The 24,129-nt window shown below is 74.4% G+C and carries 24 protein-coding genes; 8 read left to right on the top strand and 16 right to left on the bottom strand.

Going from position 1 to position 24,129, the window contains the following annotated elements:
* The first annotated feature begins 197 nt into the window (after nt 1-197).
* A complete protein-coding gene (locus tag QK442_RS21890; protein WP_282695709.1) occupies nt 198-1,319 on the top strand; it encodes an alpha/beta fold hydrolase in 1,122 nt (373 codons plus the stop codon).
* Between the two features lie 89 nt (nt 1,320-1,408).
* Here the strand turns inward: QK442_RS21890 and QK442_RS21885 are convergent, their stop codons facing one another.
* The 3 genes from QK442_RS21885 to QK442_RS21875 form a co-directional block, all read right to left on the bottom strand.
* On the bottom strand, nt 1,409-2,692 hold the full coding sequence (locus QK442_RS21885; protein WP_282695708.1) for a ribonuclease D: 1,284 nt from the start codon (nt 2,690-2,692) through the stop codon (nt 1,409-1,411).
* A gap of 81 nt (nt 2,693-2,773) precedes the next feature.
* Nucleotides 2,774-3,439 (bottom strand): response regulator transcription factor, encoded by a 666-nt coding sequence (locus tag QK442_RS21880; RefSeq protein ID WP_015037008.1) that lies wholly within the window; start codon nt 3,437-3,439, stop codon nt 2,774-2,776.
* Between the two features lie 274 nt (nt 3,440-3,713).
* Nucleotides 3,714-4,415, bottom strand: coding sequence for a DUF3000 domain-containing protein (locus tag QK442_RS21875; RefSeq protein WP_282695707.1), 702 nt, complete (start codon nt 4,413-4,415; stop codon nt 3,714-3,716).
* A 99-nt stretch (nt 4,416-4,514) separates the two neighbouring features.
* On the opposite strand from QK442_RS21875, the gene hemE reads away from it, so the two are divergent.
* Nucleotides 4,515-5,582 carry a uroporphyrinogen decarboxylase gene (hemE, locus tag QK442_RS21870; protein WP_282695730.1) on the top strand — a complete coding sequence of 356 codons (1,068 nt, stop codon included), beginning with the start codon at nt 4,515-4,517 and terminating at the stop codon, nt 5,580-5,582.
* A gap of 39 nt (nt 5,583-5,621) precedes the next feature.
* Here the strand turns inward: hemE and QK442_RS21865 are convergent, their stop codons facing one another.
* From QK442_RS21865 to QK442_RS21855, 3 genes are all read right to left on the bottom strand, one after another.
* Nucleotides 5,622-6,056 carry a hypothetical protein gene (locus tag QK442_RS21865; RefSeq protein WP_282695706.1) on the bottom strand — a complete coding sequence of 145 codons (435 nt, stop codon included), beginning with the start codon at nt 6,054-6,056 and terminating at the stop codon, nt 5,622-5,624.
* 65 nt (nt 6,057-6,121) lie between these two features.
* Nucleotides 6,122-7,513, bottom strand: coding sequence for an FAD-dependent oxidoreductase (locus tag QK442_RS21860; protein ID WP_282695705.1), 1,392 nt, complete (start codon nt 7,511-7,513; stop codon nt 6,122-6,124).
* Between the two features lie 9 nt (nt 7,514-7,522).
* On the bottom strand, nt 7,523-8,605 hold the full coding sequence (locus QK442_RS21855; RefSeq protein WP_282695704.1) for a DUF4349 domain-containing protein: 1,083 nt from the start codon (nt 8,603-8,605) through the stop codon (nt 7,523-7,525).
* Between the two features lie 137 nt (nt 8,606-8,742).
* Between QK442_RS21855 and hemG the strand changes: the two genes are divergently transcribed.
* Together hemG and hemQ are read left to right on the top strand one after the other, a co-directional pair.
* A complete protein-coding gene (hemG, locus tag QK442_RS21850; RefSeq protein WP_282695703.1) occupies nt 8,743-10,230 on the top strand; it encodes a protoporphyrinogen oxidase in 1,488 nt (495 codons plus the stop codon).
* Nucleotides 10,231-10,247: 17 nt separating this feature from the next.
* Nucleotides 10,248-10,961: a hydrogen peroxide-dependent heme synthase gene (hemQ, locus tag QK442_RS21845; RefSeq protein ID WP_282695702.1), complete on the top strand. Its 714-nt coding sequence runs from the start codon at nt 10,248-10,250 to the stop codon at nt 10,959-10,961.
* Nucleotides 10,962-11,136: 175 nt separating this feature from the next.
* Here hemQ and QK442_RS21840 read toward each other — a convergent pair whose 3' ends face one another.
* The 9 genes from QK442_RS21840 to zapE form a co-directional block, all read right to left on the bottom strand.
* On the bottom strand, nt 11,137-11,865 hold the full coding sequence (locus QK442_RS21840) for a TIGR04222 domain-containing membrane protein (RefSeq protein WP_282695701.1): 729 nt from the start codon (nt 11,863-11,865) through the stop codon (nt 11,137-11,139).
* Nucleotides 11,866-11,910: 45 nt separating this feature from the next.
* Nucleotides 11,911-12,933: a TIGR04222 domain-containing membrane protein gene (locus QK442_RS21835; RefSeq protein ID WP_282695700.1), complete on the bottom strand. Its 1,023-nt coding sequence runs from the start codon at nt 12,931-12,933 to the stop codon at nt 11,911-11,913.
* A 5-nt stretch (nt 12,934-12,938) separates the two neighbouring features.
* On the bottom strand, nt 12,939-14,381 hold the full coding sequence (locus tag QK442_RS21830; RefSeq protein WP_282695699.1) for a DUF692 domain-containing protein: 1,443 nt from the start codon (nt 14,379-14,381) through the stop codon (nt 12,939-12,941).
* A gap of 93 nt (nt 14,382-14,474) precedes the next feature.
* The gene (locus QK442_RS21825) at nt 14,475-15,185 is read right to left on the bottom strand and encodes a peptidyl-tRNA hydrolase (RefSeq protein WP_282695698.1); all 711 of its coding nucleotides are present in this window, start codon (nt 15,183-15,185) and stop codon (nt 14,475-14,477) included.
* Between the two features lie 55 nt (nt 15,186-15,240).
* The gene (locus QK442_RS21820; RefSeq protein ID WP_282695729.1) at nt 15,241-16,107 is read right to left on the bottom strand and encodes a polysaccharide deacetylase family protein; all 867 of its coding nucleotides are present in this window, start codon (nt 16,105-16,107) and stop codon (nt 15,241-15,243) included.
* Nucleotides 16,108-16,212: 105 nt separating this feature from the next.
* Complete coding sequence (locus QK442_RS21815; protein ID WP_282695697.1) at nt 16,213-17,088, bottom strand: PPK2 family polyphosphate kinase; 876 nt, start codon at nt 17,086-17,088, stop codon at nt 16,213-16,215.
* Between the two features lie 3 nt (nt 17,089-17,091).
* Nucleotides 17,092-18,489, bottom strand: coding sequence for an alkaline phosphatase PhoX (locus QK442_RS21810; RefSeq protein WP_282695696.1), 1,398 nt, complete (start codon nt 18,487-18,489; stop codon nt 17,092-17,094).
* Between the two features lie 155 nt (nt 18,490-18,644).
* Nucleotides 18,645-19,070, bottom strand: a complete 426-nt coding sequence (locus tag QK442_RS21805) for an OsmC family protein (protein ID WP_282695695.1) — start codon at nt 19,068-19,070, stop codon at nt 18,645-18,647.
* A 33-nt stretch (nt 19,071-19,103) separates the two neighbouring features.
* Entirely contained in the window at nt 19,104-20,189 is a 1,086-nt protein-coding gene (gene zapE / locus QK442_RS21800; protein WP_282695694.1) for a cell division protein ZapE, read from the bottom strand.
* 36 nt (nt 20,190-20,225) lie between these two features.
* On the opposite strand from zapE, the gene QK442_RS21795 reads away from it, so the two are divergent.
* The 4 genes from QK442_RS21795 (at nt 20,226) to msrB (ending at nt 23,523) form a co-directional block, all read left to right on the top strand.
* Entirely contained in the window at nt 20,226-21,023 is a 798-nt protein-coding gene (locus QK442_RS21795) for a pyrimidine reductase family protein (protein ID WP_282695693.1), read from the top strand.
* Nucleotides 21,024-21,129: 106 nt separating this feature from the next.
* Complete coding sequence (locus QK442_RS21790) at nt 21,130-21,600, top strand: indole-3-glycerol phosphate synthase (RefSeq protein ID WP_282695692.1); 471 nt, start codon at nt 21,130-21,132, stop codon at nt 21,598-21,600.
* 108 nt (nt 21,601-21,708) lie between these two features.
* Entirely contained in the window at nt 21,709-23,100 is a 1,392-nt protein-coding gene (gene murC / locus QK442_RS21785) for a UDP-N-acetylmuramate--L-alanine ligase (protein ID WP_282695691.1), read from the top strand.
* 15 nt (nt 23,101-23,115) lie between these two features.
* Entirely contained in the window at nt 23,116-23,523 is a 408-nt protein-coding gene (gene msrB, locus QK442_RS21780) for a peptide-methionine (R)-S-oxide reductase MsrB (RefSeq protein ID WP_282695690.1), read from the top strand.
* Here the strand turns inward: msrB and QK442_RS21775 are convergent.
* Nucleotides 23,483-24,049 (bottom strand): GNAT family N-acetyltransferase, encoded by a 567-nt coding sequence (locus QK442_RS21775; protein WP_282695689.1) that lies wholly within the window; start codon nt 24,047-24,049, stop codon nt 23,483-23,485. The two genes, msrB and QK442_RS21775, sit on opposite strands and share 41 nt — an antisense overlap.
* Between the last annotated feature and the right edge of the window lie 80 nt (nt 24,050-24,129).

Here is a 24,129-nt window from a genome sequence, read left to right as displayed (position 1 = left end):
CCCCCTGAGGGCCAAGCGGCGAAGGTCACATCCTGGCAGGACGCGCACCCCCTCCGAGCGCCCGTCCGATCGGAGGGTTCCACAACCCGACGGGCCCAGACGGGAGGCGGTGCCGTGGCGCCGGTTCCGGGGCGAACGGAGGCTGGCCGTGCCGGGACGCGAAGACCCGGCGCGAGCCGCGCACAGAAGGGACCCCCATGCCCGTCGTCACCACCGACCACAAGGTCACCCACACCTCCACCGTTCCGGCGAACAAGGACGAGGTCGTCGAGCTCTTCGTGCGGGAGCGGAACGGCACGCTCCCGGGACAGCCGCGCAAGCCGGTCCTGATGCTCCACGGCCGGAGCATCCCGGCGCTGGCGGGCTTCGACCTCCCGTACAAGACGTACAGCTGGGCCGAGGCGCTGGCGAAGGCGGGTTACGACGTCTTCCTGATGGACCTCCAGGGCTCCGGCCTGTCGCCGCGCCCCCAGATGGACGACCCCCACGACGTCAACCCTGCCCAGCAGCACCTGCTGACCCCGAGGCCACCGGGATTCACGCCCGGCCCGCCGAGCTACCCGTACCAGCTGACCAACTCGTACAGCGACAGGGACGAGCTGGACACCGTCGTGAAGTTCGTCCTGAACGAGACCGGGGCCGCGAAGCTCGCCTTCATCGGCTGGTCCGCCGCCGCCTTCCACATGGGGCCGTACGCGGTCGACAACCCCGGCAAGGTCGAGAGCCTGTTCCTGCTGGCCCCGATCTTCCCGGCCAACGGCTCCTCCACCCCGCCGTCCCCGCTGCCGCAGCCGGGCTTCCCGACGTTCGTCGGCGGGAAGACCGGATTCGTCGCGACCCTGAACAGCGAGGCGCACTGCGTCGACCAGCGTGAACCCGGCGTCGACGACGCGGCATGGGACATGATCATGAAGTGCGACCCGGTCGGCAGCACCTGGGGGCCGCCCACCGGGTTCAACCGGATCAGGAACTTCGTCAGGTGGGGCTGGAACAGCACCACCGCGGCGCAGGGCGGCGTGCTCGGCGGAAGCGTGCCGGTGCTCATCGTGTACGGGGACAGGGACACCCAGGCGAACACCTCACCGCACAACCCCGACCCGGAACTCGACTTCTCCGTCCCCGAGCTCTACGACTCCATCGCCGGCTCCCACAAGCTCATGGTCAAGCTGGCATGCGCCGGGCACTCGGTGGTGTGGGAGATGCAGCACAAGAACCTGCACAACCTCTCGAAGCACTGGCTCGACCACCACAAGGTCGACGGCAAGACCCAGGGCGTCTTCGACATGGACCCCGACGGCATCCTCAGTCCGGCCCCGTAGGAAAGCCCCGGCCGTAGGAAAGCCCCGGCTGTAGGAAAGCGGAGAGCCCCCGGCGCCCGCTTCCAGGCGCCGGGGGCTCTCCGGACGGGTCACGCGGCCGCCGTCAGCGCCTTCACCAGGAGCGGCGTCACCAGGCCCACCTGCCAGCGCCGGGCCCCGTGGGCGGTCAGCGCGGCGGCCACCGTCTCCGGGTCCGTCGGGGCGGGCGGCTCCCAGCAGATCCGGCGCACGGTGTCCGGGGTGATCAGGTTCTCCTGCGGCAGGTTCAGCTCCTCCGCGAGGGCCGTGACGGCGGTCCGGGCCGCCGCCAGGCGCGCGGCGGCCGCCGGGTCCTTGTCCGCCCAGGCGCGCGGCGGGGGAGGCCCGGCCGGCTCCTTGCCCGGCTGCGGCAGCTCGTTCTCGGGCAGGGCCCGGGCCCGGTCCACGGCCGCCTGCCACTGCTCCAGCTGGCGCCGGCCCATCCGGTGGCCGAAACCGGGCAGGGCGGTGAGCGCGGCCACGCTCACCGGGACGGCGAGCGCCGCCTCGACGATCGCCGCGTCGCTCAGCACCTTGCCCGGCGAGACGTCCCGCCGCTGGGCCACCCGGTCGCGGGCCGTCCACAGCTCCCGTACGACCGCCATCTGACGGCGGCGGCGCACCTTGTGCATGCCGGAGGTGCGGCGCCAGGGGTCCTTGCGCGGCGGGGCGGGCGGGGCGGCGGCGATGGCCTCGAACTCCTCGCGGGCCCACTCCAGCTTCCCCTGCCGGTCCAGCTCCTTCTCCAGCGCGTCGCGCAGGTCGACGAGGAGCTCGACGTCGAGCGCCGCGTAGCGCAGCCAGGGTTCGGGGAGCGGGCGGGTGGACCAGTCGACCGCCGAGTGGCCCTTCTCCAGGGCGTAGCCGAGGACGGACTCCACCATGGCGCCGAGGCCGACGCGGGGGAAGCCGGCGAGCCGGCCGGCCAGCTCGGTGTCGAAGAGGGAGGCGGGGCGCATGCCTATGTCGCGCAGACAGGGCAGGTCCTGGGTGGCGGCGTGCAGGATCCACTCGGTGCCGTCCAAGGCCTCGCCGAGCGCCGACAGGTCGGGGCAGCCCACGGGGTCGACGAGCGCGGTGCCCGCGCCCTCGCGGCGGAGCTGGACGAGGTAGGCGCGCTGGCCGTAGCGGTAGCCGGAGGCGCGCTCGGCGTCGACGGCGACCGGCCCGCGCCCGGCGGCGAAGGCGGCGATCACCTCGGCGAGCGCCTGCTCGCTCGCGACGACCGGGGGGATGCCCTCCCGGGGCTCCAGCAACGGGATCGGAAGCCCATTCGCAGGGACGTCGTCGGCCGGGGGGCCGCCCCCGGTGGTGCGCAGTGCGGTGTCTGCTGCGGTCTCTCGGGCGTCGGTCACCTGTCAAGGGTATCCGCCGACGGCAAGCGCCTGCCGACGGAACGTTCCGTCGGCAGGCGTCGCTTTTCCGTCAGGGGCGCCTCAGTGGATGATCCCCGTCCGCAGCGCCACGGCGACCATGCCGGCCCGGTCGCCGGTGCCCAGCTTGCGGGCGATCCGGGCGAGGTGGCTCTTCACGGTGAGCGCCGAGAGCCCCATGGAGACGCCGATGGCCTTGTTGGACTGGCCCTCCGCGACCAGGCGGAGCACCTCGACCTCGCGGCCGGAGAGCTCGCGGTAGCCGCCCGGGTGGCTCGGGGCGCCCGGGGGACGGCGGTGGCCGAGCCGGGCGGCCGCGGCGCCGATGGGCGCGGCGCCGGGACGCGTCGGGTGGCCGATATTGGTCCGTGTGCCGGTGACGACGTAACCCTTCACGCCGCCGGCGAGCGCGTTGCGCACCGCGCCGATGTCGTCGGCGGCCGAGAGGGCGAGGCCGTTGGGCCAGCCGGCGGCGCGGGTCTCGGACAGCAGGGTGAGGCCGCTGCCGTCGGGAAGGTGGACGTCGGCCACGCAGATGTCGCGCGGGTTGCCGACGCGGGGACGGGCCTCCGCGATGGACGACGCCTCGATCACGTCCCGTACGCCGAGCGCCCACAGGTGGCGGGTGACGGTGGAGCGGACGCGCGGGTCGGCCACGACGACCATGGCCGTCGGCTTGTTCGGGCGGTAGGCGACCAGGCTAGCGGGCTGCTCGAGCAGAACGGACACTCGGCCTCCTGGGGGGAAGGGGCGGGACGGAGCCGGCTCGGGGAGAAGCCGGGGGCGAACCCGTGCTCTGAAGGGGTCATGGAATCCTTCGGCAGCATGGCCGCCCGCCTTTAGGGAAAGATCACGATTTAGTGAGTAACAATTGGGGCAATTCGGACGCGCGATCGATCATCCTACGAGCGGCCCCCGCTCCTTCACTCCCACGAGGGACCCCGTACGAACGCGGAAGGGGCCCGAAAGGCCCCGCGCGCACATCTGCCCGGACGGACCGGACTCAGGCCCCCTGCGGCCCCCGCCGCTGCGGCAGCGAGACGACCCCCGCCCCCGTCCCCGTCGCCCCCGCCGGCCCCGAGGGCTCGGCGGGAGCCGGCGGCAGCCCGGCGATCTGGCACAGCAGGTCCGACCAGGCCGCCAGGTGCGCCGCCGTGTCCGGCACCCCGCCCAGGCCCTCCCGGGGCGTCCACGAGGCCCGGATCTCGATCTGGGTGGCCGGCCGCCGCTCCGCGAGCCCCCCGAAGTAGTGCGAGCCCGCCATCGTCACCGTCCCGCTCGCCTCCCCGTACGCGAGCCCGCGCGCCTCCAGGGCCCCGGTCAGCCACGACCAGCACACCTCCGGCAGCAGCGGGTCCGCCGCCATCTCCGGCTCCAGCTCCGCCCGCACCAGCGTCACCAGACGGAAGGTGCCCTTCCACGCCTCGTGGCCCGCCGGGTCGTGCAGCAGCACGAGGCGCCCGTCCGCGAGGTCCTCGCCGTCGTCGACGACCGCCGCCTCCACCGCGTACGCGTACGGTGCGAGCCGCTGCGGCGGCCGGGTCGGCTCGACCTCCATCTCGGACCGCAGCCGCGCCGTCCGCAGGGCCTCCACCGCCCGCCGGAACGCGGGCGGCACCGGGGCCCCCGCCGTACTGTCCGTCGTGTCGCCCGCTCCTCGTCCGCCGTCGGAATGATCGGAAAAATGTCCCTGAGCCGCAGCCATGCGGGGAAGAGTAGGCGGAACGGGGCCGCCATGCGGGGAGGGACACCCGTCCCGCACGAGCGGCTTCCGGCCACATGCGAAGATTTGGGCGTGAGTGCCATGGACAGCCCGACGGGCCAGCAGACGAAGCAGCAGTCGCGGACGTACGACTCCGCGTTCCTCAAGGCGTGCCGGCGCGAGCCCGTGCCCCACACCCCCGTCTGGTTCATGCGACAGGCCGGACGGTCCCTCCCCGAGTACCTCAAGGTCCGCGAGGGCATCCCCATGCTGGAGTCCTGCATGCGGCCCGAGCTGGTCACCGAGATCACGCTCCAGCCCGTCCGCCGCCACAAGGTCGACGCGGCGATCTTCTTCAGCGACATCGTCGTCCCCCTCAAGGCCATCGGCGTCGACCTCGACATCAAGCCCGGCGTGGGCCCCGTCGTCGCCGAGCCGTTCCGCACCCGCGCCGACCTCGACCGGCTGCGCGACCTCACCCCCGACGACGTCCCCTACGTCGCCGAGGCCATCGGCATGCTCACCGGGGAGCTCGGCGACACCCCGCTCATCGGCTTCGCCGGCGCGCCCTTCACCCTCGCGAGCTACCTCGTCGAGGGCGGCCCGTCCCGCAACCACGAGCACACCAAGGCGCTCATGTACGGCGACCCGCAGCTCTGGGCCGACCTGCTCGACCGCCTCGCCGAGATCACCTCCGCCTTCCTCAGGGTGCAGATCGAGGCCGGCGCCTCCGCGATCCAGCTCTTCGACTCCTGGGTCGGCGCCCTCGCCCCCGCCGACTACCGCCGCTCGGTCCTCCCGGCCTCCGCCAAGGTCTTCGACGCGGTCGCGGGCCACGACGTCCCCCGCATCCACTTCGGCGTCGGCACCGGCGAGCTCCTCGGCCTCATGGGCGAGGCGGGCGCCGACGTCGTCGGCGTCGACTGGCGCGTCCCGCTCGACGAGGCTGCCCGCCGGGTCGGCCCCGGCAAGGCCCTCCAGGGCAACCTCGACCCCGCCGTCCTCTTCGCCTCCACCGAGGTCGTCCGGGCCAAGACCGACGAGGTCCTGGCCGCCGCGAAGGACCTGGAGGGGCACGTCTTCAACCTGGGTCACGGCGTCATGCCGTCGATGGACCCCGACGCCCTGACGCGCCTGGTCGAGTACGTGCACACGCGGACGGCCGTCTGACGGCCGTCCGCGCGCGGGACGGGGTTCGGAAGCCGGGGCTCATGCCTCGCAGTCGACGGGCGGGATGCCGGTGTCCACCCGGCGGACGTCGAGGCCGGTGCCGCCGTCCACGGTGCCGCCGTTCGCGTCGACCCGGAGGTAGTCGTTCTGGTCGCCTCCGCCGACCACGCCGCCCGGCGCGACGGATCCGTTGACCCGGATGTGGTCGCGGCCGGTGTCGCCCAGGGCGGTCCCGGCGGCGGTCCCGGTGACGACGATGTAGTCGTCACCGCCCCCGCCGCGCACCACGTCGCCCGCGGCGAGCGAGCCGCAGGTGATGTAGTCGGCGCCCGGCGTGCCGACGACGGTCGTGCCGGTGGCGGGGAAGCCGTTGACCCGGCACGAGGCCACCGCGTGGGCCGGCGTCGCGGTCAGGGCGATCGGGGCGATGACGAGGGTGGCGGCGCTGAGCGCGCGCAGCGTGTGTCTGATCATGCGACCAGTTGCACACGGTGACAGGAAGGGTGTAAATCGTCACGTACGGTGCTGCGCCGCCCGGGTCACCCCGCCGCCCGAACAGCCGCCACCGCCTTGCGCGCCGCGATCAGCACCGGGTCCCACACCGGCGAGAACGGCGGCGCGTACCCCAGGTCGAGGGCCGCGACCTGCTCCACCGTCATCCGGGCCGTCAGCGCCACCGCCGCCACGTCCACCCTCTTCGCCGCGCCCTCCCGGCCCACGATCTGCACCCCGAGCAGCCGGCCCGTGCGCCGCTCGGCCAGCATCTTCACCGTCATCGGCGCCGCCCCCGGGTAGTAGCCCGCCCGGCTCGTCGACTCCACCGTCACCGTCACGAACCGCAGCCCCACCTCCCGGGCGTCCTTCTCCCGCAGCCCGGTCCTGGCGATCTCCAGGTCGCACACCTTCGACACCGCCGTCCCCACCACCCCGGGGAAGGTCGCGTAGTCGCCGCCCACGTTCGCGCCGATCACCTGGCCCTGCTTGTTGGCGTGGGTCCCCAGCGGCACGTACCGCTCCCGGCCCGACACCAGATCCAGGACCTCCACGCAGTCCCCGCCCGCCCACACGTTCTCCTGCCCCCGCACCCGCATCGCCGGGTCGGTGAGCAGCCCGCCGTGCGCGCCCAGCGGCAGCCCCGCCGCCCGCGCCAGCGAGGTCTCCGGCACCACGCCCGTACCGAGGACCACCACGTCCGCCGGGTACTCGTCCGCGTCCGTCGCCACCGCCCGCACCCGGCCCCCGGCACCGGTGAGGATCTTCGTCACCGCCGCCGAGCCGACCGTACGGATCCCGAGGCCGTCCATCGCCCGGTGCACCAGCCGGCCCATGTCCGGGTCGAGCGTCGCCATCGGCTGCTCGCCCCGGTTGAGCACCGTCACCGCGTAGCCCCGGTTCAGCAGCGCCTCGGCCATCTCCACGCCGATGTACCCGGCGCCGACGACCACCGCCCGCCGCCCCTCCGTCCCGGCCAGCGAGTCGAGCAGCGCCTGCCCGTCGTCGAGGGTCTGCACCCCGTGCACCCCTGGGGGTGCCCCCTCTGGGGGAGCGTCGATGCCCGGCACCTCCGGCCGGCGCGGCCGCGCCCCCGTCGCGATCACCAGCTTGTCGAAGCCCGTCCACGTCTCCGTACCGGCCTCCAGGTCCCTGGCCAGAACCCGCTGCCCCGGGACATCGATCTCCGTCACCTCGGTCCGCGTCCGCAGGCCGATGCCACGGGCCCGGTGCTCCTCGGGAGAGCGCGCGATCAGCTCCCCGCGCGAGGCCACGTCCCCGCCGACCCAGTACGGGATGCCGCAGGCCGAGTACGAGGAGAAGTGCCCGCGCTCGAAGGCGACGATCTCCAGCTCCTGCCGCCCCTTGAGCCTGCGCGCCTGCGACGCGGCGGACATGCCCGCCGCGTCGCCGCCGATGACCACCAGTCGTTCGCTCATGCGCCCACGCTACGGCGCCGGGGTCTCCCCGTCCGGCGCTCCGTCGGTCTCCTTGCCGGGCAACGGAAGTCCGGCCGCGTTCGTCCGCGGTGCCCCCTGAGCGGGTACGGAAGCCGGTACGGGTACGGCGACGGGCGCGGAGGCCGGGGCCGTACGGGCACGGGCCGCGCGGCGCGGCCGCAGGACCCACCGCCACACCGCGTACCCCGCGAGCGCCACCGCCAGCCACGGCGCGAGCGCCGCGAGCACCACAAGCATCCACGCCACCACGGAGACCAGGGCGTTCCAGCCGCCGGACAGCGCGTCCAGGAAGCCCGGACGGCCCTCCTCGGCCGGCTTCTCCTCGACGGCGGCCCGCTCCTTCTCGTGCAGGTTCAGCGTGATCGTCGCCAGCGAGGTCCGGTCCTTCAGGGACGCCTGCTGGGCGAGGAGCGCCTCCAGGTCCGCCTGCCGCCGGCTCAGCTCCCCCTCCAGGGTCACCACGTCGGCCAGCCGCTCCGCCCGCTCCATCAGCGTCCGCACCCGCGCCACGCTCGCCCGCTGGCTGGCGATCCGGCTCTCCACGTCGACCACCTGGTCGGTGACGTCCTTCGCCTCCGCCGTGCGGTCAAGGAGTTTCCCGGTGCCGGCCAGGTCGGCGAGGACCCGGTCGTAGCGGTCCTGCGGCACCCGAAGGACCATCGTCGACCGGTCGTACTCCTCGTCCACGCGCTCGGTCGTCTCCGACTCCACACGCCCGCCCGCGGCGGCCACCACCGCCCGCACCCGGTCGGTGGTGGCCGCCACGCGGTCGACCTCCACCGAGAGCGAGGCCGTACGGATCAGGTGCTGCGCGGCCGGCGCCTTCGACGCCCCCGGCTTCGCGGTGTCGGCGGCCTTCGCCGCGTCTCCCGAGCCGCCCGCCCCGTCCTGCCGGTCGGGTGCGGCCTCGCTCCCCGCCACGGCGGCCTTGCCGTCCGAGGCCTGGCTGGTGGTGCCGCCGCCCGCGCACCCCGCCGTCAGCGCCAGCGAGGCGGCGAGCAGCACCGCGACCGCCCCCGCTCTCCTCGCCCGCGCCGCCCGTCGTCCGTCCGTCCTGTCCGCAGTGCGCACCGTGCCCCCCAGGGCCGTAGGAAACCGACGTCCCTAGGACGTACGGGACCGGCCGGCGGTTTGCGCCGCGGGGTAGCGATGCGGTCACGGTCCGGCCTCGGAACGGGAGCGTGGAGGCGATTTGAGAGAGTGGTCCCATGAACGCGGACACCACGGGACCCCACGCCGGAGCTCATGCCGGACCGCACGCCGTCGTCGTCGGCGGCGGCATCACCGGCCTCGCCACCGCCCTCCGGCTGCTCGCCGCCGGCGTGCGCGTGACCGTCCTGGAGGGAACCGGCCGGCTCGGCGGCAAGCTGCTCGCCGGGGAGATCGCCGGCGCCCCCGTGGATCTCGGTGCCGAGTCCCTGCTCGCCCGCCGCCCCGAGGCCGTCGCCCTCGCCGAGGCCGTCGGCCTCGGCGACCGGCTCCAGGCCCCCGCCACCAGCACCGCCTCCGTCTGGTCCCGCGGCACCCTCGTCCCCATGCCCAAGGGCCACGTCATGGGCGTTCCCGGCGACGCGGCGGACGTCGCCGGGCTGCTCTCCGAGGAGGCCCTGCGGCGGATCGGCCAGGACCTGGAGCTGCCGCCCACCGAGCTCGGCGAGGACACCGCCATCGGCGCGTACGTCGCCGCCCGCATGGGCCACGAGGTCGTCGACCGGCTCGTCGAACCCCTCCTCGGCGGCGTCTACGCCGGTGACGCCTACCGCATCTCGATGAAGGCCGCCGTCCCCGCCCTCTTCGAGGCCGCCCGCCGCCATCCGACCCTCACCGCCGCCGTCCGCGCCGTCCAGGCCGCGGGCTCCGCCACCCCCGCCGACGTGGCGGGCGCCGCCACCGGTCTCGGCGGAGCGGTCTTCGCCGGTCTCGCCGGCGGCGTCGGCACCCTCCCCGTCGCCGTCGCCGCCGCCGTCCGCGCCGCCGGCGGCACCGTCCTCACCGGCACCCCGGCCACCGCCCTGCTCCGCACCGGCCCCGCCACCTGGCAGGTCGTGACCCGGGACCGGACCCTCGACGCCGACGCCGTCGTCCTCACCACCCCCGCCCCCGTCACGGCCGGGCTGCTCGCCGCCCACGCCCCGGCGGCCGCCGCCGAGCTCGACGGGATCGACTACGCCTCCATGGCCCTGGTCACCCTCGCCTTCCGCCGCGCCGACCTGCCCGGGCTGCCCGGCTCCGGGTTCCTCGTCCCGCCCGTCGACGGCCACACCATCAAGGCGTCCACCTTCTCCTCGCAGAAGTGGCGGTGGGTCGCCGAGGGCGCCCCCGACCTCTTCGTCCTGCGGACCTCCGTCGGCCGCCACGGCGAGGAGCACCAGCTCCACCGCGAGGACGCCGACCTCGTCGCCGCCTCCCTCAAGGACCTCGCCGCCGCGACCGGCCTCGCCGCCCGGCCCGTCGCCACCACCGTCACCCGCTGGGCCGGCGGCCTCCCCCAGTACCCCGTCGGCCACCTCGCCCGGGTCGCCCGGATCCGCGAGGCCGTCGCCGCCCTGCCCGGGCTGCGCCTCGCGGGCGCCGCGTACGACGGCGTCGGCATCCCCGCCTGCGTCGCGTCCGCCCACCGCGCGGCCGACGGGATCGCCGACGAGATCATCGCCACGTCGGAAACGACCCACCCCGGTGCGGGGCACTCTTCGTGACGGGCGAGAATAGGCGTATGAGTGCGCCCGAAAAGATCCCGAACGCCGGTAAGAAGGCGAAGGACCTCAACGAGGTCATCCGCTACACCCTGTGGTCCGTGTTCAAGCTGCGCGACGTCCTGCCCGCCGACCGAGCCGGCTACGCCGACGAGGTCCAGGAGCTGTTCGACCAGCTCGCCGCCAAGGACATCACCATCCGAGGCACGTACGACCTCTCCGGTCTGCGCGCCGACGCCGACGTCATGATCTGGTGGCACGCCGAGACGAGCGACCAGCTCCAGGAGGCGTACAACCTCTTCCGCCGCACCAAGCTGGGCCGCGCTCTGGAACCGGTCTGGTCGAACATGGCGCTGCACCGCCCCGCCGAGTTCAACAAGTCGCACATCCCGGCCTTCCTCGCCGACGAGACCCCCCGCGACTACGTCTCGGTCTACCCCTTCGTCCGCTCCTACGACTGGTACCTGCTGCCGGACGAGGACCGCCGCCGGATGCTCGCCGACCACGGCAAGATGGCCCGCGGCTTCCCGGACGTCCGCGCCAACACCGTCGCCTCCTTCTCGCTCGGCGACTACGAGTGGATCCTCGCCTTCGAGGCCGACGAGCTGTACCGCATCGTCGACCTGATGCGGCACCTGCGCGGCTCCGAGGCCCGCATGCACGTCCGCGAGGAGATCCCCTTCTACACCGGCCGCCGCAAGAGCGTCGCGGACCTGGTGGCGGGCCTGGCCTGACGGCCCCACGACCTGGTGGCGCCCCGGCACCCCGCCGGGGCGTTCGCCCCTCGACCCGGAAGATCAGACGGTGGCCACGCCATGGCCCGCCGCTCCAGCGACACCGGGTCCGGCACCGGGTGCGGCGCGCGCGAGCGCGCCGCACCGGCGTCCTGTCCTTCTTCCTGAAAAGCTCTTACGGAGTCGTCGGCCGGCCCAGCGCGGCCCGCAGCTCCGGTTCCAGCACCGCCGGCCCGCGCGTGGCCAGGGCGGTGAGCGGATCCTCCGCCGACAGCCCCGCGAGCAGCCGCCGACCGGCGTGCGAGGCCCACCGGCCGCGCGGAGACGAGCCCATCGCCCAGCAGAGCCCCGAGGCCGTCAGCGGCAGGGCGAACGCGGCGAGGGCCTGCGCGCGTTCCCCCTCGGGCACCAGCGGCACCGCGACCGCCCCCAGCGCCAGGGCCAGCAGGAACGCCCCCTTCACCGCCCGCAGTCCGGCCGCGGCCTCCCGCCGGTCCGCCCCCTTCACCGCGAGCCCCCGCGCCACCAGACCCTCCTCGATCCGGCGTACGCACGGGGCGGCGGCGACCGCGGGGCGCAGCAGCGGCACCGGCGCCTGCCCGTCGGGACCGATCGCGCCGAGCACCGCCCGCTCCAGCTCGTCCCCGCCGTCGGAGGCGCCGACGACCGTGGCCCAGCCGGTGTGCGCGAGGAACAGCCGCCGGGCCCGGTGCATCGACACCAGCGTCAGCTCGGTGACCCGCCCCGGCCCGCCGGCCAGGAACGCGGCCTCGCCCAGGGTGAGTCCGCCGTCCCCGCCCGCCCCGGCGCCGTGCCCGCCGGCGGCGATCGCGGCCCGGCAGAGCCGGGCGCAGGCGACGGCGGTCACGACGCAGGCGACCAGGAACAGCGGTATCCAGACCATGATCGAGTTGTACGGCAGGACCGGCGGCCCCGCCACCCGAACGGCTCAGCCGCTGGACCCGCAGGACGAGCCGCACGAGGACGACGACGAGGACGAGGACCCGCACGAGGACGACGACGAACCGCACGACGAGGACGCGCAGGACGAACCGCTCGACCCGCAGGACGAACCGGACCCCGAGCCGGAGTCCGAGCCCCAGCCGTCCCCGCCGCCCACCGCCTCTCCCGCACACCACACCACCACGGCCGCGGCCGCGCTCGTGTCGGAGGAGTGGCGCGAGGACGACCGGGTACGGCTCCGGTGCCCCGGGCTCCCCGCTCCCTGGAACCGCGCCGCGTCCCGCAGCCGCTCCCACAGCTCGCGGTCGGGCAGCGCCCGGATCCCGCGGAGGGCCACCACGGTGCCGGTGTCGTCCCGGCGCTCGTGCTCCCGCCGGTACGCGGCCAGCGCGGCCGTTCCCGCCGCGCTCAGCCGGTGCGCGGCTCTGACGCGGCAGAGGACCGAGGCGGTGACGCAGCCGATGACCAGCGGCAGCACCTTCACGAAGAACGGAAGCCCCGGCTCCTCCCACGCGTCCCACGCGGAGCTCCACTGGACGACGGTGATCACGATCGCCACCGGCAGCAGCACGAAGGCCGACGCGCCGACGAGGGCGCACCAGCGCCGCAGGGCCCGGCGGCGGGCCGGCTCGGCCACGAGCCCGCGGATGGCGAGGCCGTCGCCGATCTCCTGGACCGCCGGGTGGGTCATCACGCCGAGCCGCAGGTGGTGCAGGGCACCGTGCGGGGCGGCCGCGTGGGTGTCGAGCACGGCCCGCTCCACCGGGTCGTGCGCGGTCCGGCGGTTGACCGCGACCACGCCGGGGCCGCCGATCGTCAGCCGGCCGTCCACGGCCATCGTGGCGAGCGCCGTGTCGGCGACCCTCCCGGGACCGCCGCCGAGGAACGCGGCCTCGTACACGTCATGGACGGGACCGCCGGGACCGCCCCGCCCGCCGGAGGCGAGCACGACGAGCCGTACGACGGCGGCGGCGCCGGCGAGGTGGAGGACCACGAGCAGGATGTCCATGCCGGTCACCGTCCCAGGAACACGTGTCGGGCGGCCCGCACGACGCGGCCCGCGATGCCGGGCGGACGGCTGTCCGACCGGTCCTGCCACCAGCGGGTCAGCTCCCGCCGCTCGGGCCGCCCGGCGAGCAGCAGCCCCTCCACGAAGTCGAGCGCGTCCCGCCGGTAGCTCCCGGGCATGGGCCGGGTCCGCGCGTAGGCGAGGAACGCGGGCCGGAAGTCCTCGCCGAGGATCTCCGGCAGCTCCGGCGCGATCCGCGCCACCACCGAGGCCCGCTTGGCCGCGAGCGCCCGGCTCTGCACCTTGAGCCGCCGCACGTCGAACCCCTCCGGCGCGGGCGTCCCCGCCACCAGCGCCGACAGCAGGGCGGCCTGCGCGAGGCCGGCCCGCTGCCGTACCCCCTCCGGGAGGGTTCCGCGCTCGCCGCCGCCGGAGGGCCGTACGTCCTTCACGGCCGCCGGGGCCGGGACCGGGTTCGGGCGGACCGCCGGCATCGGGCCGCCCGAGACGCGGGCGCCCGCGCCGATGAGCGGCGGCGCGTCGCCCGTGAGGGCGCGCCCTGCGCGCAGGGCGGCGGCGCCGAGACCGTGCCGCCGGGTCGGCCGGACGGGCGTCCGGGCCGGGCGGGCGGCGGCCACCGTCGTGCGGATGGCGGTGAGTTCGGCGGCGAGCTCGGTCGCGGCAGGGAAGCGGTCGTCCCGTTCGAGGAGCACGCCGGGCGGGTCGATCCGCCCGGCCAGGTCGGCCAGGATCTCCAGGACCGGCTCCGGCACCGGGTGCGCGTGGCTGTCGTGCCAGACGCCGTCCCGCTCGATCCCGCCCGCCACGTGCACGTACGCGAGGGCCTCCAGCGGCAGTTCGGCGAGCGCCCGCGCCGGGTCCTCGCCCCGGTTGCGGTGGTTGGTGTACAGGTTGGCGACGTCGACGAGGAGCCGTACCCCCGTGCGCTCCACCAGCTCCGCGAGGAACCGCCCCTCCGTCAGCTCCTCGCCCGGCCAGGAGAACAGCGCGGCGATGTTCTCCAGGGCCAGCGGCACCGGCAGCGCCTCCTGCGCGATGCGCACGTTCTCGCAGAGCACGTCGAGGGCGTCCCGGGTGCGCGGGACCGGCAGCAGGTGCCCGGCCTCCAGGCGCGGGGTCGCCGTCAGCGGCCCGCCGGCCCGGACGAACGCGAGGTGCTCCGTGACGAGCGGCGCCCCCAGCGCCTCCGCCTTCGCCGCCAGCGCGGCAAGCCGCTCCGGGTCCGGCCGCTCCGCGCCGCCGAGCCCGAGCGACACCCCGTGCGGCACGACCGTGACGCCCCGCGCCCGCAGCCGGGCCAGCGAGTCGGGCAGGTGGTCGGCGCACACGTTCTCCGCGACGACCTCCACCCAGTCGACCCCGGGCAGTTCCTCGACCGCGTCCGCGATCTCGGGCCGCCAGCCGATGCCGATGCCGAGTTCCGTCATGTCCTCCCCCTTCGGTCCTCAGTCACCCACGTGATGACCCCGGGGGCAACGGCCGAACCTCGCAGGAGGAAGGTTCAGAGCTTCATTTGAGGTTCACGACCCGAGGTTCACGCCCGTCGGGAACGCCGACACCACCGTGGCGCTGCCGGGGGCGATCTCCGTGAACCCGGCGTCACGCACCACCGGAAGACCGCTCGCGGCGAGCGCGGCCCACCCGGCCTCCGGCGCGGTCCGGACGGCGAGCGGGAAACCGGCCTCCCGCCAGGCCGCGCGGGCCGGCTCGTCCAGCGCCCACCACAGCAGCTGCGCACCGTGCCCGGCCTGGGCCATCGCCTTGCCCGCCGACATGGGGAGCCCCGGGTTCATCCACAGCACCGCCGCCCCGTCGGGCACGGCCCCGGCAGGGACCGGGTCGTCGAGCTCGGTGCCCGACACCTGGAGCTTGGCGAGCTCCTTGGGCCACCCGTCCAGAGGCACCGGCGGGAAGACCCGTACCTCCGCCTCCTCGCCGCGCACGGTGATCCCGGGCAGCGTCTCGGCGCGCCGCCACTCCGCACCGCGCGCCCGCCGCACCACCTTGCGGATGCGGGCGTCCTCCCAGCCGGCCACGGCCGCCGCCCACTCGCCCTCCCCGACCGCCCGTTCGTCGGTCAGGAGCCGGAGCACGGCCCGGGCCGCGGTCTCCAGGGCGTCGGTACGGGCCGGCGGCGCGTCCCGCTCGATGCGGACCACCAGGGGGAGGACGTACTGCGGCTTCTCGTCGCGGGGATCGGCGCCGCGGGGATCGGTGTCGTCACTGCTCACCCGGCAAGTCTGCCACCACCCCGAGCCGGCGGATCCCGTGGCCGGGGCGCGGGGGTCAGCCCTCCCGCATCAGCTCGGACACCTTCACGAAGCGGTAGCCGCGGGCCCGGAGCTCGGGGACGATCCGGCGGATCGCCCGTTCGGTGGCGGGGGCGGCGGAGCGGGTGCAGTGGAGGACGACCAGGGAGCCGGGGCGTACCCCGGAGAGCACCTGCTCCGCGACCGCGTCGGGGTCCTTCGCGAAGGCGTCGCCGCCGACCACGTCCCACTGCACGGCGGTGACGCGGGCCGGGGCGAGGGCGTGCAGGGCGGCGTCGTCGTAACAGCCGCCGGGGAAGCGGAAGTACGGGACGACGTTGACGGCCCCGGCGTCGCGGAAGGAGTCGAAGGCGCGCCGGACGTCGGAGGCCATGTCCGGCTCGGCCACCGTCGGCAGGCCGTAGCAGGGCTCGGCGAAGGCGTAGTGGCTGTAGGAGTGGTTGGCGATCTCGAAGCGGGGGTCGCCGCCGATCGACCGGACCTGGTCGGGGTACTCCTCCGCCCAGCGGCCGGTCATGAAGATCGTCGCGTCCACCTTCAGGCGGCGCAGGGTCGCGATGAGCTCCGGGTTGTCGAAGCGCTCGCCGCGCGCCGCCCGGGGGCCCTGGTCGGCGGTCATGTCGGCGTCGAAGGTGAGCGCGACGACCTTCTCGGTGTCACGGCCGGTCCGCCGCTCGTAGACGGGGGTACGGCCCTGGGGGCCGGGCGCCATCGTGGGCGGTGCGGCGGGGGCGGGCTTCGCGCCGGGGGCGGCGGTCGCCGAGGCCGTGGGCGCCGTCCCGGGGGGAGAGGTCGCCGGGGCCTTGGGGGCTGCCGGGGACGCGGTGTCGGCGCCCCCGGCGCAGCCGACGAGAGCGGCGCCCAGAAGACCGAGCGCCGCCATTTTTCGTACAGGAATGGTCACGCACGGAAGTTATCCGATCAGAACCGGAGGTCCGCCGTCGCACCCCGGGGCACGGCGGGGCCGTCACCCGTCAGGCGTCGGCCCTCATGTCGCGAGCAGCCGGCGCCGGTACTCCGCCACGTCGAAGTCGGCCGGCGGGTACTGCGGGTCCAGCGCCTCCAGGTGTTCCAGGAGCAGCCTGCTGACGGCCCAGTTCCGGTACCACTTGCGGTCCGCCGGGACCAGGAACCACGGTGCGGCGGGCGTCGAGCAGCGCTCCAGGGCGAGCTCGTACGCCTTCTGGTAGGCACCCCAGCGGGTGCGCTCCTCGATGTCGCCGGGGTCGAACTTCCAGTGCTTCTCCGGGTTGTCCAGGCGCTCCAGGAGGCGGCTGCGCTGCTCCGCGTACGACAGGTGCAGGAAGACCTTCACGAGGGTCACCCCGTCCTCGGCGAGCGTGCGTTCGAAGCGGTCGATCTCGGCGTAGCGCCGCTCCACCTCCTCGGCCGGTGCCAGCTCGCGGACCCGGGCGACGAGCACGTCCTCGTAGTGCGAGCGGTCGAAGATGCCGATCTCGCCCGGCTCCGGCAGCGCCCGGGTGATCCGCCACAGGAAGGGGTGCTCCCGCTCCTCGGGGGTGGGCGCCTTGAAGGCGCGGATCCGGCAGCCGGAGGGGTTGAAGTGGCCGATGACGTGCTTGACCGTGCCGCCCTTGCCGCTGGTGTCCATGCCCTGGAGGACCAGCAGCAGCCGTCGTCGGTCGCCCGCCGTGCTCGCCGCGTAGAGCCGCTCCTGGAGCGAGGCGAGCCGGGGGCCGAGGGCGGCGGTGGCGGTGGTCCCGGCCGTCTTGTCGGCCGGACCGTCCGGGCCGCCGGGGGTGGCCCGGGGGTCGTACGCGGAGAGGTCGACGGGCTCGCCCGGCGGGAGCCGCAGCGCCTCGACGAGGGACGCGGCCCGCTCGCCGCCGTGTTTCTTCGTCACCGGTCAGCGCCAGGGGCCGGTGACGGCGAAGGTGGTGCCGGGGGTGTAGCAGTTCACGTACATCGTGGAGCCGTCGGGGGAGAAGGTGACACCCGCGAACTCGCCCCACTCGGGGGCTTCCGGGGTCCCGCCCGCCGCGGTAGCGGCTGATGTCAACGCCTGTCGTCCCCGGGCGACCGCGTACACCTCGCCCTTCCGGCTCACCCCGAAGACGTGCTGCGCCCCGGCGCCGTCCTCGCAGACCATCAGGCCGCCGGAGGGCGCAAGGCAGATGTTGTCGGGGGACTCGCCGGGCAGTTGGACGTCGGTGTCCGGGCCGAAGACGACGGCGAGGGCGAGCCGCCGGCCGCGCGGATCGTACTTCCACACCTGCCCGAAGTGGGTGGCCCCGGAGCCGTCGGAGGCCCGCGCGAAGGAGGAGACGAAGTAGACGCAGCGCCCGCCCCAGTAGCAGCCCTCCAGTTTCTGCGCGTGGGTGATCCCGCCGCGCCCGAAGTCCTGGAAGCGGATCGGCGTCCCGGCCGCCTGCGGGTCCGGTACCGGCACCCACTCGACACCCTCGAAGACCGTCCCTGCCTCCTGGACCACCGACAGGTCGGGGACGCCGGGCACGCGCAGCGCCTCCAGGGTGCCGCCCGCGCGCAGCGCGCCGGTGCCGCCGAGCGGCCGCTCGGGCAGGAAGCGGTAGAAGAGGCCGAAGGGGTGGTCGAAGGCGTCCTCCGTCTCGTACACGATCCCGCTGTACGGGTCCACGGCGACGGCCTCGTGGGCGAAGCGGCCCAGGGCGGTGAGCGGGACGGCCCCGGTGCGGTGCGGGTCGGCCGGGTCCACCTCGAAGACGAAGCCGTGGTCCTTCTCGTACCCCTTCGTCCCGGCCCTGTCCTCGGTCTCCTCGCAGGTCAGCCAGGTGCCCCAGGGGGTGGGGCCGCCCGCGCAGTTGACGGCGGTGCCGGCGATGCCGACGCGTTCCCCGGCCGCGCCGTCGTACACCGTGCCGTCGGCGTCGAGGCCGAGGACCGTGCAGCCGCCCCTGCCGCCCCGGTCGTAGACGAGGCCGGGGACGAGGGGGACGGCGTGGCGGGCCCCGGGGCGGTTCTCGTGGTTGCGGACGAGACGGACTCCACCGCTCGGTCCGGCGAAGGCGCCCATGCCGTCGCAGTGGCTGGGGACCGGGCCCTCGCCGGAGCGCAGCGGCTCGCCCTCGCGGGAGAGGACCCGGTAGGAGAAGCCGGCGGGGAGGTCGAGCAGACCGTCGGGGTCGGGGAGGAGCGGGCCGTAGCCGCCGCGCGGCTCGGCGGCGGCCGGGCCGCCCGCGAAGAGCTCGGCCAGGGCGCCGGTGAAGGCGATCCCGGCGACGGACGCGCCGGTCCGGGCCAGGAGCTGACGTCGTGTCACGGGCATGGGACGGCCTTCCCGCCGGAGACAGGTGTGGACCCGCTGTGTGTACCACGCACGGGTGTGCGTGATGCCGCGACGCGGGTCCATGGGGCCTCGAACGGCGCAATCCCGCCCCTGTCCTGACGGCGGGTCGGAAAGGCCACCTCGGTGACGGTGCGTCAGATGAGCTCGGCCGTCAGGGTGATCGTCGTGCCGGCGAGCGCCTGGCTGACCGGGCAGTTCTTCTTGCCCTCCTCGGCGGCGGCCTGGAACTGCTCGGCGTCCATGCCGGGGACCTCGCCGCGCACGGTGATGTGGACGCTGGTGATGCCCTCGCCCGGCTGGAAGGTGACGTCCGTCCTGGTCTCCAGGCGGGTGGGCGGGGTGCCCGCCTTGTCCAGGACGTTCGAGAAGGCCATCGAGTAGCAGGAGGACTGCGCGGCGGCGATCAGCTCCTCGGGGCTGGTTTTGCCGTTCGGCTCCTCGGTACGGGCCGGCCAGGAGACGTCGTACGAACCGAGACCGGAGGAGTCGAAGGTGACGACGCCGGAGCCCTTGAAGAGGTTGCCCTGCCAGACGGTGTGGGCGTGACGGACGGAGGCCATGATGGATCCCTTCCTATCGGTGAGGGCCCCAACCTACTGCGCCACGAGCCCCTTCGCGTCGCGCGCCAGGGCGGTGAGCCGGGAGATGGCGCGGAAGTACTTCTTGCGGTAGCCGCCGTTCAGCATCTCTTCACTGAACAGCTTGTCGAACGGGAGTCCGGAGGCGAGGACGGGTATCTCGCGGTCGTAGAGGCGGTCGGCGAGGACGACGAGCCGCAGCGCGGTCGACTGGTCCGGGACCGGGCCCACGTCGGTCAGGCAGACCGCCGTCAGGTCGTCGGTGAGGGCGCCGTACCGGCTCGGGTGGACCTTGGCCAGGTGGTCGAGCAGGTGCGGGAAGTCGTCCAGCGATGCACCCGACACGCGGTACGCGGTCTCCGTGACGACCCGGTCGGAGTGGGGCGCGGGGGCCTCGGGCAGGCCCCGGTGGCGGTAGTCCTCGCCGTCGATCCGCAGCGGCCGGAAGTGCGCCGAGAGGCCCTGGATCTCGCGGAGGAAGTCGGCGGCGGCGAAGCGGCCCTCACCGAGCTTGCCCGGCAGCGTGTTCGAGGTCGCGGCGAGCGCGACGCCCGCCTCGACCAGCTTGGCGAGCAGGCTGGAGACGAGCACGGTGTCGCCCGGGTCGTCCAGCTCGAACTCGTCGATGCACAGGAGGCGGTGCCCGCTCAGCGTCCGCACGGTCTGCTGGAAACCGAGCGCGCCGACCAGATTGGTCAGCTCCACGAAGGTCCCGAAGGCCTTGAGCGCGGGCTCGGCGGGCGTGGCGTGCCACAGGGAGGCGAGGAGGTGGGTCTTGCCGACGCCGTAGCCGCCGTCCAGGTAGACCCCGCGCGGGCCGGCCGGGGCGGCGGCCTTGCGGGAGAACCAGCGGCGCTTCCCGCCGCCGCTCGCGTGGGCCCCGCCCAGGGACTCGGCGAAGCCGGAGAGCGCCTTGACGGCCTCGTACTGGCTGGGCTGGTTCGGGTCGGGGAGGTAGGTGTCGAAGCGCACCGAGTCGAAGCGCGGCGGCGGGACCATCTCCGCGACCAGCCGGTCGGCGGGGACGTGGGGCTCGCGCGAGCACAGCGAGAGCGGGGCCGCCGCTGCGGAGGCGGCTTCGTTCAGGGCACGGGTCGACACAGTTCCCCACTGTAAGCGCCGTGTCAGACTGCGAGAATGCGACAGCTCTTCCCTGTGACGGACATGACAGCCTCGAAGACCCAGGTCACCGCGGTGGGGGGTGTCGACGGCGGGGACCGGGAGTGGTCCCTCGACGAGCTGGCCGACGCCTACGCCTACCCCGAGGACGCCGAGGTCTGGCTGCGGGCCAACATGGTCTCCTCGCTCGACGGGGCCGGGCAGCACGAGGGCCGCTCGCAGCCGCTCTCCTCCGACACCGACATGCGGATCTTCGGCACCCTCCGCGCCCTCGCGGACGTGGTCGTCGTCGGCGCGGAAACGGTCCGTCTGGAGGGGTACCGGCCCGCCCGCGCCCGGGAGGTCTTCGCGGAGCGCCGGGCCGCCGCCGGGCAGGGCCCCGCCCCGGCCATCGCGATCGTCACCGCCTCCCTCGACCTGGACCTCTCCCTCCCCCTCTTCACCTCCCCGCTGGTTCCGACCCTGGTGCTCACCGGCGCCGGCGCCCCCGCCGAGCGGATCGCCGCCACCCGGGACGCCGGCGTCGAGGTCCTCCTCGCCGGCGACGGGGCCGCCGTGGACCCGGCCCGCGCGGTCGCCCTGCTGGCCGAGCGCGGCCTGCGCCGCCAGCTCACCGAGGGCGGACCCCGGCTGCTCGGCCAGTTCACCGCCGCCGGGGTGCTCGACGAGCTGTGCCTGACGCTCTCCCCGACGATGACGGCGGGTGAGGCCCAGCGGATCGCCCACGGCCCTTCGCTCGCGCTTCCGACACGCTTTGGGCTGGCTTCTCTGCTGGAGCAGGACGGCTTCCTCTTCAGCCGCTACCGTCGGATCTGACAATCGGCGGAATTTGTCGTTCCGCTTAGCGTCGGCTGGGCACAATCACAGTCGCAGTCCCCGTGTGATCACGGGGAAGGATGGTTTCCGCAGAAGGGCTCCTGAGGTGTTCACAAGCGTTCTGATGATCGAGAAGCCCCTGACGTCCGTGGACGTGGAATTCGTCACCACCCTGCACGGCGACGAGGGCGTGTCCTTCATCGTGCTGATGCAGCCGCGCGGTGACCAGGCCGATGTACTGCTGCGCGCCATCGACGACGTCGCCCTGGGCGAACTCAAGGAAGCGGCCCGCGAGGGCGGCGAACCGGAGGGCAGAGAGGCCCGCCGGCCGGCCGAGCTCGCTCTGGAGCAGTCCCTCCAGGCCCTGAGAGACGCCGGCTGCGAAGCGGTCGGACAGGTGGTCGAGGACCACCCCCTGGACAAGATGAAGGCCGTCGTCGAGGAGGCGGAGGCCGACGAGGTCATCGTCCTCACCGCCCCCCACTACGTGGAGGAGTTCTTCCACCGCGACTGGGCCTCCCGCGCCCGCCACAAGGTCGGCGTACCGGTCCTGAAGCTCTTCGCGCACAGCGAGTGACCACCCGCGGACCGGGGGCGCGGCGCGCTCGTGTCCCCGGCCCGCCCGCCCGCAGCCACTACGCTGGGGGCGTCACATCAGCACACGCTCACCCGGGGAGAGAACCGCATGGCACCCGCCATCCCTGCCGCCATGGAACGGCCGCACTTCATCGGCATCGGCGGTGCCGGAATGTCGGGCATCGCGAAGATCCTCGCCCAGCGCGGCGCCAAGGTCGCCGGCAGCGACGCCAAGGACTCCCCGACCGCCGAGGCCCTCCGCGCCCACGGCGTCACCGTGCACATCGGCCACGCCGCCGAGCACCTCGCCGACGACGCCTCCGCCGTCGTCGTCTCCAGCGCCATCCGCGCCGACAACCCCGAGCTGGCCCGCGCCGCAGAGCTCGGCATCCCGGTCGTGCACCGCTCCGACGCGCTCGCCTCCCTCATGGACGGCCTGCGCGCGATCGCCGTCGCCGGCACGCACGGCAAGACGACGACCACCTCCATGCTGGCCGTCGCCCTCACCGAGCTCGGCCTCGACCCCTCGTACGCCATCGGCGGCGACCTCGCGGGCCCCGGCACCAACGCCCGCCACGGCGACGGCCAGGTCTTCGTCGCCGAGGCCGACGAGAGCGACCGCAGCTTCCAGAAGTACGACCCCGAGGTCGCGATCGTCCTCAACGTCGAGCTCGACCACCACGCGAACTACGCCTCCATGGACGAGATCTTCGAGTCCTTCGAGGCCTTCACCGCCAAGATCCGCCCCGGCGGCACCCTCGTCGTCGGCGAGCACGCCGGCGCCCGCGAGCTGGCCCGCCGGGTCGCGGACCGCGAGGGCCTGGAGATCGTCACGGTCGGCGAGTCCGAGGACTCCGACGCCCGCATCCTCAAGATCGTCCCGAACGGCATGACGAGCGAGGTCACCGTCGTCCTCGACGGCACCGAGCACACCTTCACCGTCTCCGTCCCCGGCCGCCACTACGCCCACAACGCCGCCGCCGCGCTCGCCGCCGGCGCCCGCGTCGGCATCGACCCCGCCGCCCTCGCCCAGGCCCTCACCGCCTACACCGGCGTCGGCCGCCGCCTCCAGCTCAAGGGCGAGGCGAAGGGCGTCCAGGTCATCGACTCGTACGCGCACCACCCCACCGAGATGACCGCCGACCTGGAGGCCATGCGCGGCGCCGCCGGGGCCTCCCGCCTCCTCGTCGTCTTCCAGCCCCACCTCTTCTCCCGCACCCAGGAGCTGGGCCGGGAGATGGGCGAGGCGCTGGCCCTCGCCGACGCCTCCGTCGTCCTCGACATCTACCCGGCCCGCGAGGACCCGATCCCCGGCGTCACCAGCGCACTCATCCTCGACGCCGCCCGCGCGGCCGGCGCCGACGTCACCGCCGTCCACGACAAGGACACGGTCCCCGAGGTCATCGCGGGAATGGCCGCCCCCGGCGATCTCGTTCTCACCATGGGCGCGGGCGACGTCACGGACCTCGGTCCGGAGATCCTCGCCCGCCTGACGAACTGAGGGAGTGGACGAACCATGGCGTACGAGGTCGAGAAGTCGGACGAGGAGTGGCAGGCCCAGCTGACCCCCTCGGAGTACCAGGTGCTCCGCCTGGCCGGCACCGAGCCCGCCTTCCGCGGTGAGTACACCGACACCAGGACGAAGGGCGTCTACTCCTGCCGCGCCTGCGGGGCCGAGCTCTTCACGTCGAACGAGAAGTTCGAGTCGCACTGCGGCTGGCCGTCCTTCTACGACCCGAAGGACAGCGAGGCCGTCGAACTGGTCGCCGACACCTCCCACGGCATGATCCGCACCGAGGTCCGCTGCGCCCGCTGCGGCTCCCACCTGGGCCACGTCTTCGAGGGCGAGGGCTACCCGACCCCGACGGACCAGCGGTACTGCATCAACTCGATCTCGCTGCGGCTGGAGCCGGACGAGGACTGACGCCCGAAGGCGCGGCATAGGTCCGCACGGCCACCAGGCCGTGCGGACCCCACTCCTGGCCCACCGTGGCCAGCAGCTCCCAGCCCAGCCGCTCGTACAGCGCCGTCGCCGCCGCGTCGTGGGCCGCCACGTCGAGCACCGGGTGCAGCCCGTGCTCCCGGGCCGCCTCGACGGCCTTCGCGAGCAGCAGCGCGCCGATGCCGTGGCCCCGGGCCGAGGGGGACACGTACAGCCGGTTGACCATGGCGGTCGCCTCGACGCCCGCCCCCGTACGCAGGCTCCACTGGACCGGCGCCCCGTCGCCCGGCCTGGGCCCGGCCAGCCCCGCGTGCCCGACGACCCGTCCGTCCAGCTCCGCCACCCACGCGCCGAGGAACGTCGGCGGCGTGATCCACGAGGCCGGCCGCTCGGGCCAGCTCACCGGATAGCCGTCGTGCTCGTGGACCTCCCGCAGCAGACGCACGCAGGCGCCCAGGTCGTCCTCGGTCCGCCGCCGGACGGCGACAGGCGTGTTCTCGATCTTCATCGGGGTATCGAAGCACACACGGGTCGGCGGGACGCGGCGCCCGCCGGATTGGCCCAGGGAGACAGTTCCGAGGTTGCCCA

It is taken from the genome of Streptomyces sp. CC208A (assembly GCF_030010625.1).
GTDB lineage: Bacteria > Actinomycetota > Actinomycetes > Streptomycetales > Streptomycetaceae > Streptomyces.
This window is presented reverse-complemented; position numbering and strand designations above follow the sequence as displayed.

Excerpts from the sequence above, each read along its gene's own strand:
- QK442_RS21835 (WP_282695700.1), bottom strand. The coding sequence starts at position 12,933 with ATGGACATCCTGCTCGTGGTCCTCCACCTCGCCGGCGCCGCCGCCGTC.
- QK442_RS21810 (WP_282695696.1), bottom strand. The coding sequence starts at position 18,489 with ATGCCCGTGACACGACGTCAGCTCCTGGCCCGGACCGGCGCGTCCGTC.
- QK442_RS21805 (WP_282695695.1), bottom strand. The coding sequence starts at position 19,070 with ATGGCCTCCGTCCGTCACGCCCACACCGTCTGGCAGGGCAACCTCTTC.
- QK442_RS21775 (WP_282695689.1), bottom strand. The coding sequence starts at position 24,049 with ATGAAGATCGAGAACACGCCTGTCGCCGTCCGGCGGCGGACCGAGGAC.
- hemQ (WP_282695702.1), top strand. The coding sequence starts at position 10,248 with ATGAGTGCGCCCGAAAAGATCCCGAACGCCGGTAAGAAGGCGAAGGAC.
- QK442_RS21830 (WP_282695699.1), bottom strand. The coding sequence starts at position 14,381 with ATGACGGAACTCGGCATCGGCATCGGCTGGCGGCCCGAGATCGCGGAC.
- QK442_RS21890 (WP_282695709.1), top strand. The coding sequence starts at position 198 with ATGCCCGTCGTCACCACCGACCACAAGGTCACCCACACCTCCACCGTT.
- msrB (WP_282695690.1), top strand. The coding sequence starts at position 23,116 with ATGGCGTACGAGGTCGAGAAGTCGGACGAGGAGTGGCAGGCCCAGCTG.
- hemE (WP_282695730.1), top strand. The coding sequence starts at position 4,515 with ATGGACAGCCCGACGGGCCAGCAGACGAAGCAGCAGTCGCGGACGTAC.
- QK442_RS21795 (WP_282695693.1), top strand. The coding sequence starts at position 20,226 with ATGCGACAGCTCTTCCCTGTGACGGACATGACAGCCTCGAAGACCCAG.
- QK442_RS21840 (WP_282695701.1), bottom strand. The coding sequence starts at position 11,865 with ATGGTCTGGATACCGCTGTTCCTGGTCGCCTGCGTCGTGACCGCCGTC.
- murC (WP_282695691.1), top strand. The coding sequence starts at position 21,709 with ATGGCACCCGCCATCCCTGCCGCCATGGAACGGCCGCACTTCATCGGC.
- QK442_RS21865 (WP_282695706.1), bottom strand. The coding sequence starts at position 6,056 with ATGATCAGACACACGCTGCGCGCGCTCAGCGCCGCCACCCTCGTCATC.
- QK442_RS21860 (WP_282695705.1), bottom strand. The coding sequence starts at position 7,513 with ATGAGCGAACGACTGGTGGTCATCGGCGGCGACGCGGCGGGCATGTCC.
- QK442_RS21820 (WP_282695729.1), bottom strand. The coding sequence starts at position 16,107 with ATGGCGGCGCTCGGTCTTCTGGGCGCCGCTCTCGTCGGCTGCGCCGGG.
- hemG (WP_282695703.1), top strand. The coding sequence starts at position 8,743 with ATGAACGCGGACACCACGGGACCCCACGCCGGAGCTCATGCCGGACCG.
- QK442_RS21875 (WP_282695707.1), bottom strand. The coding sequence starts at position 4,415 with ATGGCTGCGGCTCAGGGACATTTTTCCGATCATTCCGACGGCGGACGA.